Raw genomic sequence first — 20,098 nt, 5'->3', positions numbered from 1 at the left:
CCAACAAAAACAAAACCAATTAATCATGAAACATGCAGGTAATGCTTTCAAGTACCTGTCTTTACTGTTGATGCTTTTATTGTTCCCTTGTCAGGAGACATTGGCTCAAAACGGTAATGTAAAAGGTACAGTAGTCGCAGACGATGGTCCAGTCATTGGAGCGACAGTTCGTGTTAAGGGGCAACCAAACTCAGCTACCGTCACCGACCTGGATGGTAACTTCGTATTGAAGGCTCCTAAAGGTGCAACTTTACAGATTTCTTATCTTGGCTACAAGGATAAAGAGATTAAAGTTGGCAATGGTCCTATTGATGTAACTTTGGAATCAGATGCTCAGGCTCTGAACGAAGTTGTCGTCGTAGGTTATGGTACCATGCGCAAGGCTGACTTGACCGGTGCCGTTACTCAGGTAGACAACAAGGCATTCGAAAAGTCTGTAACAACCAGTATCGACCAGGTTCTCCAGGGTCGTGCCGCCGGTGTACAGATTCAGGCCAACACTGGTACTCCAGGTGGTAGCAGTACCATCCGCATCCGCGGTACCAACTCTCTGAATGCCACTTCCCAACCTATCTTCGTTATTGATGGTGTCATCATCGACTCCGATGGTTCTGACAATGGTAACAGTAACCCATTGGCAGGTATCAACCCTAGTGACATCTTGACAATGGACATTCTCAAGGATGCCTCAGCTACCGCTATCTATGGTTCGCGCGCATCTAATGGTGTCATCATGATTACCACCAAGCGTGGTCAGAATGGTGAGGCTCAAATCACATACGATGGATATGTAGGTTGGCAGGCTATGCCTAAGAAGCTCGATGTAATGAACTTGAGACAGTATGCCGAACACTACAATGCCATCACTGATGCCAAGATCAAACCAGCATCTAGCAGCTGGTTGCGCCCAGAACTCCTTGGCAATGGTACCGATTGGCAGGATGAGCTGTTCAATACCGCTTTCATGACCAACCACAGTTTGTCGCTTTCTGGCGGTAATGGAAATACCACATACTCCCTTTCTGCCGGTTATCTCAATCAGGATGGTATCGGTTTGTGCACCGGTTTCAAGCGCCAGACCTTACGTGGCAACATCGATTCACAGTTGAAGAAATGGCTCAAGGGCGGTATCTCTTTCTCTCTCTCAGATTCCAAGCAGGAGATGGAGAAGAATTGGGATATCATCATGACTGCCTTGAAATCTCAGCCTTCTGTGGCTGTACGCAACCCAGATGGTGGATATGATGGTCCAGATGATCAGTGGATGCCAGACAATGCTGTGGCTTTGGCTGAGATTAAGACCAACTATGCCAAGCGTCTCAACTTCCGTATCAACACCTATCTGGAAGCAACTCTTGTAAAGGGCTTGACATTCAAGACCGAGCTTTCTACAGATTATAATCTCAACAAGACCAAGACTTACCAGCCTGATTATAAATTTGGTGTACGTGAGAATACACAGCGTGACGGTGCCTGGTATAAGAATGATACGAAGTACTGGTCATGGCGTAATATTCTGACCTATAACGGTACCATCGCAGAGAAACATAATATTAATGTGATGGTAGGTCAGGAAATGAGCCAGAGCTATTGGGAGAACTTCGCAGTAAGCAACTCTGGTTACTTGTCAAATTCCGTAACCGATATCATCGCCGGTGAAACAACTGGCGCCAATATCAATCTGACACAAGGCAATCAGGATGGTTACAAACTCTATTCCTACTTCGGACGTGCCCTCTACAACTATGCCGACCGTTATCTCTTGACAGCAACACTCCGTTGTGACGGTTCCAACAAGTTTGCCGAAGGTCATCGTTGGGGTTGGTTCCCATCAGCAGCCTTGGCTTGGCGTGCCAGTCAGGAGAACTTTCTGAAAGGCAATGAGGTAATCAATAATCTCAAGTTCCGTCTGGGTTGGGGCGCTACAGGTAACCAGAACGTACAGCAGTGGGCTTATGCAGCCATGCTTAAGAACTATACCACTTCATGGGGTGTAGGTGTGATGAATGCCAACAATGCCAACCCTGCGTTGAAATGGGAGACTACCTATTCTACCAACGTAGGTTTCGACCTTTCTTTGTTCAATAGCCGCATCGATATCGTATTCGACTGGTACTACAAGAAGACCAACGATTTGCTGATGATGCTTGATTTGCCAGCCTTCATCGGTTCTGGTACAGGTTCCAAGTATGGTACTGCATCAAACCCTTGGGGTAACGTAGGTAGCCTGGAGAACAAGGGTATCGAATTCACCATCAATACCGTCAATGTAGAGAACAAGAACTTCTCTTGGCGCTCTAACATTGTATTCTCTCTCAACCGCAACAAGGTAGTTTCGCTCGATACGGAAACAGGTACTTTGCCACAGACCTTGCAGATTGGTTCTGAGACAGCCACAGTTACGAATACCGTAGTAGATCATCCTATCGGTCAGTTCTGGGGCTACAAGGTTATCGGCCGTTTCGACAAGCCAGAAGACTTCTGGTACAAGGATGCCAACGGTAATGTGAAACCAGTTGCCTTACCAGAAGGAGCATCTATTGCCACTAGTCCTACCAGTGGTGGTGTGTTCATTGGTGATTATATCTATGAGGATATCAATGGTGATGGCGTCATCGACAACAACGACCAGACCTTCATCGGTAATCCTGAGCCAAAGTTCACCTTTGGTTTTGGCAACACATTCTCTTATAAAGGCTTCGACCTGAGCGTTCAGTTCAGCGGTTCCTATGGTAACAAGGTGATGAACTACGGCCGTCGTTTCCTGGAGATAACAGGTTCTACCAGCAACCAGCTGACCACTGTAATGGACTATGCCCGTCTTGCAAAATATGACGAGAATGGTCCAGAGGACTATCGTAACTACTACGTTGTCAATACCAATACGACAATGCCTCGTTTGTCTACCGAAAGTGGTGTAAACAAGAACAACCGTGTAAGCGATGCATACGTAGAGGATGGTTCATACATCCGCCTGCAGAACGTATCTCTCAGCTATACATTGCCTCGCAAGTGGCTCAGCCATATCTTCCTGAACAACGTCAAGTTGTACTGCAATGTACAGAACGTGTTTACCATCACCAAGTATAACGGTTTCGATCCTGAAGTTGGTTCTATGCGCGGCAATGCTCTCCTCAACGGTGTTGATTATAGCCGCTACCCTTCACCACGCATCTATACTTTCGGTGTGAATGTGCAGTTCTAATCCATCAACTTCAAAAGAAAAGAGAATATGAAAACTAACATATTGAAATATACACTGGCGATAGCGGGAATCCTCTCATTCTCCAGCTGCGCCAATGACTTCCTCGAGCAGAAGAATTCCTACCAGATTTCGCAGGACAACTTCTTCGATAATGACGAGGCAGTTTCACAGGCAGTCATGCCACTTTACAGCTATGTGTGGTACGACTTCAATGATAAGTTCTATTATGGTATGGGCGATGGACGTGCCAACAACATCACCGCCCAATACTCAGGCTATGTCTATCCATATACCAACTTCACCGAGACAGGTCTTTCCACCGGTCTTACCGAAGCTTGGGGAGCGCTTTATTCTGTTGTAGCTCAGGCAAACAATACCATCAACAATATCGCCAACAACTCTACAGCTAATGTAAGTGAGACGGCAAAGATACAAGGTATTGCAGAGGCTCGCTTCATGCGTGGTCTGGCTTACTGGTATATCAGTTCACTCTGGGGTTGTGCCGTTATCTACAACAACACCCAGGATCTGGTCAACAACTATGTTGTAAGTCCTAACCCTGTAGCCGATGGAATCGAGTTTGCCATCCGTGATATGGAGTATGCCGCAGTTCATCTGCCATCAACATCTCCTGCCACAGGCCGTGTCAACAAGTATGCAGCCTATGCCATGCTCAGCCGTTTCTATCTGTCAATGGCAGGTTTGACTACCAGCGGACGCTATGACGGCAGCAACGTAGCAACAGATGCCAATCGTGGCACACGTAATGAGTATTATCTCGATGCAGCCAAGAAGGCAGCAGCAGTTGTTATTGAAGAGGGGCCTTATAAACTGACAGATACCTATGCCGAATTGTTTGCAGCCTCTACCTTTAATAATAATAGCGAGAGCGTCTTCCAGTTACAGTTCCAGGCTGGTGCAGAAGGCGGTCTGGCACAGTCAATGACCCGTTTCCTTGCCTGGAGTACTCAAGTTAACCAGGGAAACTCTTGGGGTGGTTCTACCTATTGTTCTTACGATCTTTGGGAAGAATTCAAGGAATATGAAGACCAGACGCTCGGTACAAAGGTGGATGATGCCATCCGTCGCCACAACTGTATTGCATCTTATGGCGAATCTTATCCTGAATTATCTGCCAATCCTGAGAAACCATACGTATATGGTGAGACCGAGAACGCAGGTTCACAAGGTGCCAATATCAAGAAGTACGTCATCGGTACCAATGCTGTCAACGGCTTTGCTGTCAACAACAACTCTGGTATCAATACCTATATGATGCGTCTTGCAGAAGTTTATCTCAACTATGCAGAAGCTACATTGGGTAACAACGGAAAGACTACAGATGCTACGGCTCTCAAGTATTTCAATGCACTCCGTACCCGTGCAGGTGTTGCAACCAAGAATAGCCTCACCTTCGAGGACATTCGCCATGAGTTCCGTGTAGAGACTGCATTCGAGGGATTGTACTGGTACTTCATCGTCCGTCGCGGATATTATCAGCAGCAGGAGATGGTGAACTATGTCAATCACCAGCATCGCAATGCCAGCTACTACAAGTCAGCAACCCACGAATATGTATTGAGCGAGGATTATGCAGAGCCAGGCCCTAGCGTAGCAACAGCTACAGCCAAGAACCTGACTTTGCCTATCGCAGATACCGACCAGACCAAGAACCCACTCTTGAAGCCGGATGCAAGCGGCAATATCGCTACCGTGGCTTATCAGTTTGGCGATCGCGAGGTGCAGGACACCGATTTGTTTAAATAACAGGCATTCCAACCTGTATAACTAATCATTAATATTTAGAGAATTATGAAAACAATGAAATATCTCTGGACATTGTGCCTTGCATTGGCAGCATTCAGCTTTGCTGCGTGCAGCGATGACGACAACGGCGGAAGCTCGGCAACAATGAAGATTAACCAGATATATCTGGAGAATGTGGACGATGAAGTCAACAAAGACCGTCCTGTGGAGTTTGCCCGACTGGGACAGTTGCTCAGAATCGAAGGCTCAGGCTTCAGCGGTTTGAAGAGAATCTACGTAAATGGATACGAGACCTACTTCAACAACGCTCTGATGACTGACAACAACGTATGGGTAACGCTCAATGCAGCTACACCAGTAGAAAAAGCTAACGTCAGCGTACGCAATACCATCGTATTCTATAAGAATGATAACAACAAGTTGACTTACGAGTTCACCATCCGTGCGGCAGCTCCTAGCATTACCAGCGTAGACAACACTCTACCTAAGGCTGGCGAAACTGTAACCGTATATGGTGCCAACCTGCAGGAAACCACCAAGGTCACATTACCTGATGGTACAGAAATAACAAGTGGCATCCGTAACGATGAAGACGGCAAATGGTACAGCTTTACCGTTCCTGGCACAGCCGACCTCACCAAGTCTGGCTCTATCACCAGTGAAGGCGCTAACGGTACAGCCAAGACTCCTACCTATTTCAACGACTTCGGCGACTTCATCACCGATTTCGACGGAAAGGGCGAACTGGGTTCATGGAGCGCAACTTACGGTACAGACGATCTCGTAGACGATCCTCTCAACAGCGGTCGTGGCAAGGTTGCATTGCTCGCACCACTATCAGTACTCGATGCAGGCGGTTTGGATGCAGGTGGCAATGCCAAATACTGGGCTACAGCAGGTAATGACAATGCCAATGACGACTGGAGCCGCATGTATGGCACGATTCCTGCCGAGACCAAGGCATCAGAAGTAGCTATCCAGTTCGACATCTACTGTCCTGAACCTTGGGATCTGACGGGTCAGCTCGAAATTTCTCTCCAGAACAATCTGGCAAACTATGGATGGGGTTCTGCTGCTACAAAGTATAGCGATGAATATACCAACACAGCTACCGTATGGATTCCATGGTTGAATGAAAAGGATGGCTCTCATGCCCCATTCACCACCGGTGAACGCTGGCAGACCATCACCATTCCGATGACAGCATTCGGTAACTACGACCCGGAGAAAGCAGCTGATGTAACCTTCCAGAAGATTGTAGAAGACCGCAACAGCGGTTCATACAAGAACCTGGTATTATTCCTCGTCAACAGCGACCTGGAATTCTCTGATGCCATCAAGTACAAGGCAAGTACCTTCAACCAGAAGATTTATGTCGACAACCTCCGCGTTGTCAGCACCAAGTCTATTGCAGTAAAGGACTTCAATGATGGCGAAACAGCTACAGAATAATAACCCTTAAATGAAAATCATGATGAAAATCAATAAGATATTCATACCAGTAGTAGCATCAGTGATGCTACTCACTGGTTGCGACGACCAGCTCATGGAATGGGGCAAGCCAGCCGACCACGCTGACGTAACCTCAGCAGAGATTCCTCTTGCCGTGAAGGAAGTCATCGCCAACTACGACAACATCAAGGACTATGCCCAGCAGAATACTCCTAACATGCTGATTGGTATCGGCATGGGTGCAGACTTGTATATCAACAATGCCAATGGAGAAGGCAGCCTTGCCAATGCCAACTATCAGATTTTTACTCCTGGCAATGCCATGAAGAACGATGCCATCATGGGCAACAGCGGTTCCCTGAACTTCGCAACTGTGGACAAGCTCATCGAAGCATTGGATGGCAACATGAAGCTCTACGGTCATAACTTCTTCTGGCACACCCAGCAGAACCAAAGCTATCTGAAATCACTCATCGCCCCTACCCTCGTAGTAGAAAGTGATGGTGATATTGCCAATGTTCTCTCTGGCGATGCATCCGACTTCAATGGTGGAAGCACTGGCGGTTGGGGCTCATGGGGCAGCAACAAGGAAAGTGCTGAAGTTGTATCAGGAGCCGGACAGGATGGGTCAGCAGCCCTCGTTCTGAAAAACAAGGGTGACGGCAATGCCTGGGAAGCTCAGTGCGCCTATACCTTCAATGACTATTTGGAGATGAACAAGACCTACGTCATCAAGTTCAAGGCAAAGTCTACTTCTCCTGCCGGAGAATTGCAGTTCCAATATCAGAATGGCAGTACATACGGTTCTCAGGGTGGATATAATTCCTTCACTGTTGGTACCGATTGGCAAACCTTCCAGTATGAATTTACCATCGACAAATATGACGATGTGAACCGCATCATCCTCAACTTTGGTAAGGTTGGAGCTACCTATACCATCGATGACATCCAGTTTGGTTTGAAGCAGGATGACCCTATGGAGAATGTGATGGCAGGCGATGCATCTGACTTTGAAGGTGGAACCACAGGCAATTGGGGTTCCTGGGGTAGCAACAAGGAAAGTGCCGAAGTAGAAGAAGGCGCTGGTTACAACAACAGCAAGGGTCTCGCCTTGAAGAACAAGGGTGATGGCAATGCCTGGGAAGCTCAGTGTGCCTATACCTTTGACGATGCGCTGCAGGAAGGCAAGAAGTACATCATTCAGTTCTATGCCAAGTCTACTTCTCCTGCAGGTGAATTGCAGTTCCAGTATCAGAATGGAACCACATACAGTTCTCAGGGCGGTTACAATACCTTCAGCGTAGGTACCGATTGGGTGAAATGCGAATTCACCTTTACCCCTGCTTACGATGATGCCAACCGCATCATCCTCAACTATGGCAAGGTAGGCGGCACCTATTACATTGATAATATCAAGTTCGGACTTGCCAAAGATCAGAATGCAGCAGCCAGAGGCATCCAGTACATCCAGGCTTCCAACGGTAAGGCAAGAAAGGTTACCCGTGCCAGCCGCAAGTACTTTGTTCTGAAGAGCGCTGCCGAGAAACAGGCTGCTCTCGAAGGTGCAATGGATGCCTGGGTAAAGGGCATGGCAGAACACCTGAAGGAAAAGAACGTAACTCCATATGGCTACGATGTCATCAACGAGCCTATCGCTGACGGCAGCAACAAATATCGCGGAATCGACGAAGGCATCTTCGGTGGAACATGGACAGAAGATGAGCAGACCATGTACGATGCAGCTCCTGTAGAGACAGAGGCAGACGGTTTGACCCTCAACTGGGGCAGTAACCACTGGTACTGGGGCTACTATGTAAAGGACTACCCAGTAAAGGCATTCCAGTTGGCACGCAAGTATCTGCCAGCAGAGACCAAGCTCTTCGTGAACGACTACAATCTGGAGACCTCACCTAACAAGCTTGATGCTCTTATCAAGTTCGTCAAGGAAATCGACGAGAAGAATGGTACTCCTATCGTAGACGGTATCGGAACCCAGATGCACGTATCTCTTTCCTGCAGCGATGATGCAGAGAAGAATGCAGCCAATATTGCAGCTCTCAAGGAGAAGGTAGATGCTATGTTCCAGACCATGGCTGCTACTGGCAAGCTGGTTCGCGTTACAGAGCTCGATCTTTCTCTCGGCACAGCTTCTCCTTCATCTAATCAGTACAAGGCACAGAGCGATGCCTACCGCATGATTATGGAGAGCTATAAGGCTAACGTACCAGCAGCTCAGCAGAGCGGTATTACCATCTGGAGCTTGTCTGATAACGAGGCTGAGCACGAATACTGGCTCAAGGGTCAGGTGCCTAACCTCTTCGACAAGGACTACAAGCGCAAGTGGGCTTACAAGGGTTTCTGCGATGGAATAGCAGGCGAAGACCTCGGGCTCAAGTATGGTGGCAATGAATATAAGGCTTATTACGAGAAGAACAATGTATCTTCTACAGTAGATAAGTAATTGAAAGCCACAATGCCAAATGGATTCTACAGTTTAGATATTCATACTTAATCTTTCTAAGGGCGATGCATTCTCTATGGTGTATCGCCCTCTTTCGTTATAAATTGTTAAGGAAACAAAGAAATAAGTCAGTAAAAGTACAACGGATTCATATTTTCACTATATTTGTGCAACGTTAGTACAAAAGCTATTTGCTTGTATCATTCAAATGCGTACTAGCCGATAATACCGGGGGTTCCGGCGTCTGACTCAAACGAAAAGAAGCAGATGAACAACAGTAAAAGCATAGGCCTGATGCTGGTCTCCGCTATACTACTTTTATGTAGTTGTTCCAAGGAAAACGTGATGAATGAATCATCACAGGTAACGAACCATGAGGTAAGCATCAGCTTCTTCGAGAAAACGATAGAAGATATCTCTTCTGCCTCAGATGTCTCATCGGCACGTATGCATTCCACCCGTGCTGATAACAAAACGACCTTGGCTGCCTGCCACAGGTTTTCAGAACTGGAGGTAGCATTGATACCTATTGATTCCGAGAATGATTCAGGCTATGTCGTAAGACAGGACAGTCTGGGCGATGATTTCGGCAAGGTAACCTTAGATGTTCCTGAAGGCACTTACCACATGGTGGCTGTAGCCGCAGTAACCCCTATGCCTTTAGATAATCGTATTACCATCAAGTCGGCTACCGAAGTCAGATTTCCGAATGATCAGGTCACCGATATGGTGTATGCCTATAAGGATATTACGGTCAGTCCTCAAGTAAGCAACCAGAATTTTGATGCAACATTGTCACGGGGCGTGAGTGCCTTCGTTCTCAGGAGCTCTATTGAAACTCCATTAAATGTAGCCGGCGAATCCATAGATATTTCCGGAGATTGCGGTGTGGTATTCAATCCTGCTACCGGCACATGCAAGACAGAGGCTCCTATCCATTACGAAAGAGTATTTGATGCCAAGAAGTACCAGTACAAGCATTTATTCTTCACGGTCTATACGCTTTTGAAGGCTGATGATGTAGAGAATCTTCATGTAAAGTCTCAGGCTAAGGACAAGAATGGCAAGGTCATCAAGGAGTGCAATTTTGACAATGTACATCTGGTAAAGGGTAAGTTAACCCGTTACGAGGGTAATTTCTTCAATAATAGCAGTACCACTTCGTTTACTGTTTCCGACACGGCATTAGAAGAAAGTAAGTATTCCAAGACATTCTAGCTGGAGTATATCGTATATATATTTAAAATAAGGTGTATCCTCGCTTGCCCGATATGTTGAGCAAGAAGGATACACCTTATCTTTAATTATTCTCCACGATAAAATCCATTATTGCTCATTTCCGACCATTTTAAGAACATTTCCTGATAGTTGTCTTTTATGAATTCACGAATGATTCTCAATTCTTTATTGGTCAGAACACCCTGCTCTTTTACGATGGTATCACCATTTCCCATAACAAATAACTTAGCAGAACCTGATTCAGTTAAGTGCCGGTCACTGGCATGTACATGCATAGCTTCTACTATACAATGGGAAGTAAAATAGAGATAATACCCACATATCATAAAGTCGTAATATTTAGGCATAAGCTTGCTCCATTAATTTTTTATTTCGATTCCAATACTTTTGAACGATGCAGATTTCTATATCATCCATATTGGTTTCTGTTACTTCCCCCTCGCTCGTCATCACAAGAGCATGGTATGGCGGGTGTAGATACACTACACGTATAAAGCCCTCTTCATTTTGCGAAAATGCATATCCGCAAACAATCATCATAGCTTTTTCTGCTACAGATTTAATTTCTTCTTCCTTCATGATAATCTATTTTTACTGACTTGATTGGTTTGAGAAAAGTCTCAGGATTGATATACAGATTCTTCAATATGGGCAAAAGGTCAATATACTCTTCCGTTTCGCCCAAACCTTCATAATCTGCCATAACAACAATATATCCATTATCCCATTCCTTAACCTCTGTATATTGTTTGAGGCATTTTGGAGAACGAAATCGGATATTATTATTGCCATATCGAAAAGAAGTCATATCTCCCTGATTAGAGAGTAACGCTACTGATGAAAGATTCTCCTTGTTCATAACTTTATCTCAAATGTGGTGCAATTTCTCCGTTTGGCAACAATATTCCAGCCTCAATAAGAAATTTTCTTGCTGCTTCTTTACTGGCAGTAGAAGCCTTTCTTGCTGCCTCTAATCTTTCTTGTCTTTTGCTATCAAATAAATCCATATTCTACCTCCTTGTTTTAAATTATTCTGCATTCTTTATTTTTGCCATACCCCTGCGTTCAAAGTCACAATTTGTGATTGTACTTTCTTCAATATGGGCAAAAGGTCTATGAACTTTTCTTTTGTTCACGTTTCCACTCTATAGCTTGTTCTGTCAACCTATATTGTTGGCGAGGATGTTTTGGAATATCAGGATATCTACGCTCTATAGCCCCTTCGTCGAGGGCTGGCAGAATGTAGGTTGTCCTAAATCTCAGTCGACTCTTTAATCCACAAGTTTTCATCATTTCTCCTATTGATAAATAATCTTCAGAAACAGCAAGAATTAAATCTTTTACTTGGTTCGTACTTGGTTCGTACTTGGTTCGTACTTGGTTCGTACTTGGTTCGTACTTGGTTCAAATTTAATTCCAGTTGTATTCCCACAGGAGTCTTCATCGGATCGGTTATAGGCCGCACGAATGTCACGCAAATGAAGCCACCGTTGATGCTCCACTTCGGTTCAGGCGCATTCTGCGCCTTGCAAGCCTCCATAATACGGAATGCGCCAGAACCCCAACTTTCTAGGAATGTGGTGCGGTAAAGCACTTCTGCCATAATTGGATTGTATGGATAGGAACTATGTGACAGTTTGATTGTTTCTGTGTTAAGCTGTGGCGGCAACACACCAGGATTCTCAATCTCAATTCGGTCATCATATATGGCAATGCTTGGCGTAAGGTTGTACTTTTCAAACTGCCTATGACAAAGGCAGTTTGTAAGGGCTTCCCTCAACGCTTCTGCTGGCACCTCCATATTTTCCTCACGACGGAAGCCAACAATTTTGCCACTCATATTCAGGTGCTTCAAAAAGAAAGCCATTCCGGCATCAAGGAGTTGGAAGAAATTTCCTTCCACCCTTTGGTTGTCGATGAACTCTATCTTATTGATTCCGCGAAAACGAGCCAAACGTAGCTGCATCTGCGTGTAACCCCTTAATTTGGTGGAAAACAGGGCTGCAGCAGCGTTATTGGGAACGCCATCGTTCATTAGTTCAAGTTTTCTGAGTACATCCGAAAGAGGTTCTGTCAAAGCCGTGGCTGGCATGCGGTTCTTCTCCACGCCGAGTCGTATAGCTCCTCTGATGAGTTTTTCATCCATATCATCAATGGTTATGTTGTCAGCCGTCTGTCTCTCCCAGGCATAATAGTTTGGTTTGTTGGCACGCAGCCGTTCCTCAAACATATTACGAGGCATCAGCTTTGTGGTACTTTCAACCTTATAATATGGGCTACCATGATAGGTATAAGGCGCCGTTCCCCAAACGAATGCTTCGAAATACATTGCTATGACTTGACAGTCAGGTCTATCGGGCACGTCAATGTATTGAATGTCAATCGAAACTGCTGGTTCGAGACCACTCAACGCTTGGGCAATCTCTCTTTGCGTATTATCCGTAACCTCCTGTCCGAGAATTTTAAGAGACTTAGGGGCTACGCCGAACACCAGCCAACCGCCAGCACCATTGAGGAATGCACAGGCAGTGTGCATCCCATCTTTTAACTCACCTGTAGTTTTTTTCAACTCCAAATGTATGTTTTCATCGTTGGCTATAAGCCTTTCAAGTTCCTCTATGTTCATAGTCGCCTTTTTGTTTCTTTGTCTTCTTCGTTCCTTCCGAAGAAATGCGTCATACTCACTTACGATGATCAATCTTCAGCAGGTCAGTCATCTTTTAATACTATAGGGGTTTAGAGAATCTGATACCATAGTTTTTCTCTACATCTTTCAGGTCTCTTCCATTTTGTACACAATCACGTATCTCTTTCTTAATCTTAACAAGTTTCAGAAAGAAGTTTTCATTTTTCTTTTTGTCCATATCTACCTCCTTATTTTAATGATTCACTTATCTTTCTGCAGCAAAAAAACTTTTATTATGTTTGATAATAAATAGTATCTTCTGCATTTGAAGGTTTGTATATACCAGCATCTGCGAACAGTCCTTCAAAGCATAAATCTTCGTCTAATTCAGGCCAATGAATACCATATCTGCTCAATACGAAAGCCTTACGTTGGGCAGGTGTGGCGTTAGCAAGACGGTTCCAACGACTGAAAGGATAGTTAGCCTTCCAGCCATTTTGGGTTTCTGCCCAAATATGGGCATCGTCAACCCAAACGCGATTTACTCTATATTACTCCATAATATCTTATTTTTAGCATAGATTATGCCAGCGAGAGCAATGAAAGCTTGCTTTCAGATTGCCTAGTGCAGCTAATCTTGCTGCAAAGATACGCTTTTCTTCTGAAAGAAGCAAGGATTTATTGGAAAATGTTTGAGGGTGAGGGAGATAAAAAGAAAAAGGTGTATCCCGCTTGCCCGATATGTTGGGCAAGAAGGATACACCTTATTATATTATACTATTCCGAAAGATTTGATTAGTTAATCTTTGGAGCAGTTGCATCAGCATTGTAGTCGGTCTCGTTCAGAGGAACGCCCCATGTCCACTTGTTGCCATCCTCTGGATTGATAGTGATGGCAACAGACGGATGTGCATTACCACCTTCAGCAAATGACTTGCGGACAACAGCCTTGTTCCAACGCTTGAAGTCGCTCCACTCGAAGCCCTCACCCCAAAGCTCAAGACAACGATAGTCCTGAATCTCTGAAAGAAGCTCCTCGCCAGTCTTGGTGCAGGTATATTCTGGGTTACGACCAGAAGTAGCATTCAACTCAACCAATGCTGCCTGAGCCTCTGCAGTCTTGCCCAGGAAGTAATTTGCCTCAGCCTCAATCAGTACCATCTCGCTAGAGCGGATGAATGGCAAATAGCTGACACCTGGCAGGCCAGTTACAAAGAACTTCAAATTGGCATCCAAGTAATAGAAACCAGCCTGATAAGGTGCATTTAATCCTTTTACAGCATGAGCCTTTACGATAGAATCTGCCTGTGCATAAATGTCATCATCCATCATTCCAAGAATACCAAATGTATAGTAAGATTTTGACTCCTTAGAGAGGTCAAGGTTAGGGAACTTATCCTCTGTCAAGAAGTTCTGCTTGCGGGCATCATTGTTTGGAATGCGGGAAATCAACTCATGGCCGATGGTACCAGCACCTGTGTTATTGCCTTCTGCAGTAGCATAGTAACCATTGCAAGCACCCTGTGTACCGTATGACCAATACCAGTTATTCTCAGTATCACCACCATAACTACCCATAATCCACTCAGATGTTGGCTCACAGAAACCAGCCTTATAATCAGCATTGCTCATCAAAGGATAATTCTGCTTAGCAAGCTTAGCCTGATCAACAGCAGTCTGGTAGTCCTGACGGAACAAAGCTGCACGTGCATAAACAGCATGAGCAACGTTTGCATTAGGAATCCAAACCTCAGCTGCAGGACGATCGATGCCACTTTCGCCAAACAAGGTAATCGCTTCCTGGCAATCCTTGTAAATCTGATTTACTGTTTCTGCCAATGTTGCAAATGGAGCATCGCCTGTAGATTCATCAAGACGAAGAACCACGCCCTGTGAAGCGCCATTGTTACTGTCTTGCCAACGATAGCAGTAGTAGTGAATCAACTTCTCGTAGCTATAAGCACGGAAAGCCAAGGCTGAAGCCTTGATAAACTTCTTGTCAGACTCGCTTCCTGCTGCTGCATCAATACGAGCAATGATTGTGTTAGCCTGACCGATGAGCTGATAATAATAATACCAAGCATATCCATCATAGACTGTGTTAGTTCTATTATGGAATGTCTGATTATGGATAGGAGCCCAACCATTTGCATAGGCATTATAATTATAATTCTGGCTTGGCAAGTTCTCATAAAGACGCATGATGGCATTCTCGCCAGCAAAGCCCTGTGAGAAAGCATAATGCTGAGTAGTCTGGCAACGAGCGATACCATTCAAAGCCTTGTAACCCATCTCTGTTGTTGCTACCGCATCCTCAGAACCAACAGAACTTGTCGGTTTGGTTTCGAGATAATCGCTGCCACAAGATGCCAGCATTGTTGCAGAAGCTAAAATAGCGCAACCGAATATCTTATTTATATAATTTTTCATCTTATTTTCTCTTTATTTTATTATTCCCTTAGAATGTTACAGACAAACCGAAGTTGAATACACGTGCACTTACGTATGTATCATCAGAATCACCATTGAAGCTGTACTGAGGGTTCATACCCTTACGGGCGGTAAGTGTGAACAAGTTCTCTGCACCTGCCTTAACCTGCAAGCCCTGGATACCCATGCTCTGGATCCATGCCTTTGGCAAGTTGTAAGTCAGATTGATATTCTTGAAGATGAGATAATCTGCACTTGTCAACCAACGGTCGCTTGTATCGTTGTTATAGGTACTGCGATTGAAGTCGATGACAGGAGTTCCATTAGGGTCGAGACGATTTAGAGATGACTCTGTCATTCCCTCAGGCACACCATTCCAAGACTTCAGGATGTCCTTATGATTAGCTGATGCTGAAGAAGCAGAAGATGTGCTCATCAAGCTTCTATAAGAAGCATCATAAACCTTGCCACCCAAGCTATAGGTAAACAATACACCAAGACTCAAGTCCTTCCAACGGAGGTTTGTACCGAATGAACCATACACTGAAGGCAGAGCTGTACCAGCCCATTTACGCTCAGCATTAGCAGTCTCTGTTGTATAGTTCTTGCCATTAATGGTTACAAGTGTACCATCAGCCTTAGCTGCCTCAACATTGTCATCGGCAATATCATACAAAGAATTACCAGTCATCTGGTCAACACCTGCAAAGTGATAGGTAAAGAACTCGTATGCAGAGTGTCCCTCAGAATACTTCTGTACGCCATGAAGAATATCCTTACCTCCAGGCAACTTGATTACCTTATTCTTCAAGGTGGTAGCATCTGCAGAAACGGTCCAGTTCCAATCCTGATTCTTGATAATCTCACCACTCAAAGCGATTTCGAAACCACGGTTAGAGATGGTACCAATATTCTGATACTGTGACATATTAGACATGTCTTGATTATGAGGGTATGAACCAGCTGAATATGGCAAACGAACCTCGAAAAGAAGATCCTTAGAACGCTTGTCGAAGTAACCGATGCTGAAGTTCAATCGATTGAATAATCTACCCTCAATACCAAAGTCTACAGTCTGAGTTGTCTCCCACTTAATGTTTGGAGCTGCTAAAGATTGCTTGATCAAGGCTGTGTTACCACCATTCTTATCTATCTCATAAAGAGCCTGATAAGCATAGAGGCTTACACCTGCATTGTTACCAACCTCACCATAAGAAGCACGTACACGCAAGTCGTTCAACCATTCTACATCCTGCAGGAAGTTCTCTTTCTTGGCATTCCAGTTCAAACCGAATGAATAGAAATCACCCCAGCGAGCATCCTTTGCAAAACGAGAAGAACCATCACGACGATATGAGAAGTCTGCGAAGTATTTCTCATCATAGTTATAGCGGATACGACCCAAATAAGACTCAGTCTTATCTACATCGTCAAATCCCTCAAAGAATGAATTTGTCAGGAAGTTACTCATAACAAAGTTGTTTGCAACAGCCATATTGGTGTTCATACCACGGGTCATCTTTCTCTCCCAGCTATAGTTCTCATGACCGGCAAGAACATCTACGTTGTGTTTACCGTAGGTCTGATTCCATGTCAACAACTCCTGGGCTGTATAGGTAGCATACTGGTATGCATAGCTAATCAAACGACCATTGTTTGCAGCACCATCACCAATGTTAGGGTTGTTGTAAGACTGGCGGTTAGATGTACTATTGTTACCATTAGCCTTTACCATCACAGAGAAGTTGTATGGCAAATTAATCTTACCATAAACCTGTGCATCGATTACTGCACGACGAGTCTTATCCTTGTCCGCAACCATCTCGTATGCGATGTTACGGTTAGAGAGGTACTCTGAAGTAACGTCAAACTGCTTTTCACCATTCTCGTCAAGCGCATAGCTACCATCTGCATTATGCATATACATAGGATAGACTGGCGCCATGTAACGGGTGATATAGAATGGGTTAGCATAAGCATTACCACTCGCATTATCGTTAAACTGTCGGTTAGAAACATTACCACTCAAGTTGATGCCACCTTCGAACCACTTGTTTGGAGTGAACTTAGAGTTGATACGACCAGTGAAACGCTCGAAAGCAGAGTTCTTGGTATAACCCTTCTCGTTCAAGTAACCTGCAGAAGCATAAACATTAAACTTCTCACCACTTACAGCACCAGAGACATTGTACTCCTGACGATGACCGGTACGCTCTACACCATCCTGCCAATCGAGGTCGTCATAACCAGAGAGGCGAGAAGCAATCAGCTTGCCATTTGCATCAAACAGAGCATCATCCTTTGCATTGTAGATATTTCGCTTTACATAGTCGCTAATCAAGTGAGTTGTAGCGTATTGAGCTGCAGCTGTAGCATCCAGGCCCATAGAACCAGACATAGCGTAGTTCTTCATTGCCAACCAAGATGCCTCCATCCACTGGTCTGCATTCAAGCGCTCATACTCACCAATACCACGAGTGTAAACACCGTTGTTGATCTGGAGATTGATAGTAGGCTTGATGCCATACTTTGCACGCTTGGTAGTAATCAAGATAACACCATTGGCAGCACGGTTACCATAAAGGGCAGCAGAAGCAGCATCCTTCAATACAGACATGCTCTCGATGTCGTTAGGGTTCAACTCAGAGATGTTACCATCGAAAGCTGCGCCATCTACCACATAAAGAGGCTGGTCAGCATCCTTTACCAAGGTTCCGACACCACGAATGTGGATTGTTGGAGCCTTACCTGGCTCACCGTATGAACTATTAACCTGTACACCAGGAGCAGCACCTTCGAGTGCACCTGTTACAGAAGTAGAGATACGGTTCTCGATATCCTTAGAATCAACAGCAGTAACAGAACCAGTAATAGATTGGCGCTTAGCTGTACCGTATGCCACAACAACAACGTCATCCAAAGAATGGTTGTCTGCATCCAAAACAATCTTCATGTTAGAAGAAGCCTTGGCTGTCTTAGATTGCATACCGATGTATGTAATCTCCAACTTAGCTCCAGCTGGAGCGTTCAAAGAGAAGTTACCATCAATGTCGGTAACTGTACCTGTGTTAGTGCCCGCAACCTTGATAGAAGCACCGATAACAGGGCTTCCGTCCTCAGAAGAGGTCACGTGACCAGAGATTTGACTTTGTGCAAAAGCCATGCTCGTACTGAGAGCAAGACCTGCAACTACTGTCATGAGTCTTTTTTCCATAAATCTCTCTCGTTTTAAATAAATGAATATATAATGTTTATAATTTCTTTCCCTCTATTTTTCTTATATGATTACTCACAAGGAGTTATCATCATATTTTTGTCCCCTCCTCTTGCCCCGAGGTGGAGATTTATGGGGATAACGGTGATTTTTCACAATAAAGCTATTGGAATTAACAGGATGTGTCATACCTTTGGGTATATTTTCGTAAATTCTTTATTTTTAATCATTTAAACATTTAAGTTATGGCGTATTTCAAGTTAGAATTCGGTTTCGGAAGAAGTAAGAGTGAGGGTAAGATTTCTGATTCTGCGAATCAGGCAGATGAGCAGGCTGTGTTGGAGATTCCTGGATGGGACTTCGTGAAAGGTGAAGTGGAGAGGGCAAAACAGCAAGGACGCTTTAAAGTTGCTGGTAATTACCTTACTGCTGCCCATTCCTTTACAAAGTTCATTGGTAGTGACAACTGGCTTTTTTCTGATATGACGGCAGAAAAGCTGGAAAACTATCAGCGATGGCTGCTGGGGCGCAATATCTGCCTGAACACATGTTCTGCTTATATGCGGGCTTTGCGGGCTATGCATCATAGAGTATTGCCGTTTCTCAATATAGCTCCATTCAGTAAAGTGTTTACGGGGAGGACCAAGACCGAGAAACGCTGTATCTCACAATCAGAAATTCTGCAGCTCAAAGCCTTGCCGCTACAACCTGGAAGTTCTCTTTCCTTTGCTCGTGACATCTTCCTGTTTTCTTTTTATGCGATGGGAATGCCTTTTGTTGATATTGCCTATCTCAAGAAAAGCCAATTGCGAAACGGATGTATTTATTATGCCCGGCATAAGACGGGACAGCAGATACAGGTCGCACTATTGCCTGCGATGCTTGAAATCATCATGCGATATGAACAAAGAGATTCAGAATTTGTCTTTCCGATACTTTCAGACAAGGTGGAAGATACTGTTTCCTCACCATCAGTTTCTGCCCAACAGCATCGTCTATATACGGCTCGATTGCGCCAGTACAACTACAATCTTCATCAGTTGTCTAAGATGCTGGGGCTGGCTAAACCCTTATCTTCTTACGTGGTTCGTCATTCATGGGCAAGCATAGCTTATCTTCATCATCTGGACATCAGCTTGATAAGCAAGGCTTTGGGGCATACTAAATCTTCAACCACCTTTATCTATATAAAAAGCCTTTTTGATTCCGATCTGTTCGAAGCAAACCAGTCTTTGATGCAAGATTTGGGATTGTAGTTCTGTCGGAAAACTTCACCGATTATTGAAACAAGCTTCGTTTGCCATTGAAATAGGCTTCATCGGTCAATGAAATAGGCTTCATTTGCTTTTGAAAGTAGCCTCATTCCAGTTATTGCCTGGTTATGGCACGATGTTGCCCTCTACTGGGGCAATTTTGTGCCATTGCCGGGCCCAAAATAATACGTCGGGAGGAAAATTTCGACAGGACTATCATCGTGATTTGGAATAGAGGTTGCAGCTTGAGCTGTTTTGCCCGTAAAAATCCTACTCTCGATTTCACTCTTCACTCTTCACCAAATCGCTTGAAACACCGATAAACACAAGGGGTGCGAGTGGTGAAGAGTGAGCTCAACTCTTCACCACTCTTCACCACTCTTCACCTGATGCAAGGTAAGCGGCTCCGCGTTTATACCTTGCATAATTCAAAAAAAGCAGTAACAGCTGA

The 20,098-nt window shown here is 44.7% G+C and carries 14 protein-coding genes and 1 pseudogene; 6 read left to right on the top strand and 9 right to left on the bottom strand.

Annotated elements, in window-relative coordinates:
• The first annotated feature begins 25 nt into the window (after positions 1-25).
• The 5 genes from F7D73_RS09090 to F7D73_RS09070 all read left to right on the top strand — a co-directional run bounded on the left by F7D73_RS09090 (position 26) and on the right by F7D73_RS09070 (position 10,103).
• On the top strand, positions 26-3,205 hold the full coding sequence (locus tag F7D73_RS09090; protein ID WP_153124070.1) for a SusC/RagA family TonB-linked outer membrane protein: 3,180 nt from the start codon (positions 26-28) through the stop codon (positions 3,203-3,205).
• 27 nt (positions 3,206-3,232) lie between these two features.
• On the top strand, positions 3,233-4,972 hold the full coding sequence (locus F7D73_RS09085; RefSeq protein WP_153124068.1) for a RagB/SusD family nutrient uptake outer membrane protein: 1,740 nt from the start codon (positions 3,233-3,235) through the stop codon (positions 4,970-4,972).
• A gap of 45 nt (positions 4,973-5,017) precedes the next feature.
• Complete coding sequence (locus F7D73_RS09080; protein WP_153124066.1) at positions 5,018-6,424, top strand: glycan-binding surface protein; 1,407 nt, start codon at positions 5,018-5,020, stop codon at positions 6,422-6,424.
• 19 nt (positions 6,425-6,443) lie between these two features.
• A complete protein-coding gene (locus tag F7D73_RS09075; RefSeq protein WP_194256883.1) occupies positions 6,444-8,885 on the top strand; it encodes an endo-1,4-beta-xylanase in 2,442 nt (813 codons plus the stop codon).
• A 345-nt stretch (positions 8,886-9,230) separates the two neighbouring features.
• Positions 9,231-10,103: a FimB/Mfa2 family fimbrial subunit gene (locus F7D73_RS09070; RefSeq protein WP_153124062.1), complete on the top strand. Its 873-nt coding sequence runs from the start codon at positions 9,231-9,233 to the stop codon at positions 10,101-10,103.
• A gap of 86 nt (positions 10,104-10,189) precedes the next feature.
• Here the strand turns inward: F7D73_RS09070 and F7D73_RS09065 are convergent, their stop codons facing one another.
• From F7D73_RS09065 to F7D73_RS09030, 9 genes and pseudogenes are all read right to left on the bottom strand, one after another.
• Positions 10,190-10,450 (bottom strand): DUF4160 domain-containing protein, encoded by a 261-nt coding sequence (locus tag F7D73_RS09065; RefSeq protein ID WP_228117700.1) that lies wholly within the window; start codon positions 10,448-10,450, stop codon positions 10,190-10,192.
• Between the two features lie 13 nt (positions 10,451-10,463).
• Positions 10,464-10,703 (bottom strand): DUF7723 family protein, encoded by a 240-nt coding sequence (locus F7D73_RS09060; RefSeq protein WP_153124058.1) that lies wholly within the window; start codon positions 10,701-10,703, stop codon positions 10,464-10,466.
• A complete protein-coding gene (locus F7D73_RS09055) occupies positions 10,684-10,983 on the bottom strand; it encodes a DUF7724 family protein (protein ID WP_153124057.1) in 300 nt (99 codons plus the stop codon). The genes F7D73_RS09060 and F7D73_RS09055 overlap by 20 nt, the downstream gene beginning before the upstream one ends.
• A gap of 4 nt (positions 10,984-10,987) precedes the next feature.
• Positions 10,988-11,131, bottom strand: coding sequence for a hypothetical protein (locus tag F7D73_RS09050; RefSeq protein WP_153124055.1), 144 nt, complete (start codon positions 11,129-11,131; stop codon positions 10,988-10,990).
• 106 nt (positions 11,132-11,237) lie between these two features.
• On the bottom strand, positions 11,238-11,414 hold the full coding sequence (locus tag F7D73_RS16385; protein WP_367383712.1) for a Fic family protein: 177 nt from the start codon (positions 11,412-11,414) through the stop codon (positions 11,238-11,240).
• A gap of 25 nt (positions 11,415-11,439) precedes the next feature.
• Positions 11,440-12,750 carry an ATP-binding protein gene (locus tag F7D73_RS09045; RefSeq protein WP_153124053.1) on the bottom strand — a complete coding sequence of 437 codons (1,311 nt, stop codon included), beginning with the start codon at positions 12,748-12,750 and terminating at the stop codon, positions 11,440-11,442.
• A gap of 293 nt (positions 12,751-13,043) precedes the next feature.
• Positions 13,044-13,280 (bottom strand): annotated as a pseudogene (locus F7D73_RS09040) (DUF2442 domain-containing protein); the annotation flags it as partial.
• Between the two features lie 265 nt (positions 13,281-13,545).
• The gene (locus tag F7D73_RS09035; protein WP_153124051.1) at positions 13,546-15,180 is read right to left on the bottom strand and encodes a RagB/SusD family nutrient uptake outer membrane protein; all 1,635 of its coding nucleotides are present in this window, start codon (positions 15,178-15,180) and stop codon (positions 13,546-13,548) included.
• Positions 15,181-15,208: 28 nt separating this feature from the next.
• Positions 15,209-18,394, bottom strand: coding sequence for a SusC/RagA family TonB-linked outer membrane protein (locus tag F7D73_RS09030; protein ID WP_153124049.1), 3,186 nt, complete (start codon positions 18,392-18,394; stop codon positions 15,209-15,211).
• 245 nt (positions 18,395-18,639) lie between these two features.
• Between F7D73_RS09030 and F7D73_RS09025 the strand changes: the two genes are divergently transcribed.
• Positions 18,640-19,650, top strand: coding sequence for a site-specific integrase (locus tag F7D73_RS09025; RefSeq protein ID WP_153124047.1), 1,011 nt, complete (start codon positions 18,640-18,642; stop codon positions 19,648-19,650).
• Positions 19,651-20,098: the final 448 nt, after the last annotated feature.

Origin of the sequence: Segatella copri (genome assembly GCF_009494395.1) — a bacterium.
In the GTDB taxonomy this organism is placed as follows: domain Bacteria; phylum Bacteroidota; class Bacteroidia; order Bacteroidales; family Bacteroidaceae; genus Prevotella.
Note: the sequence above shows the minus strand (reverse complement) of the source record. Positions and strands in the feature narration are given on the sequence as shown.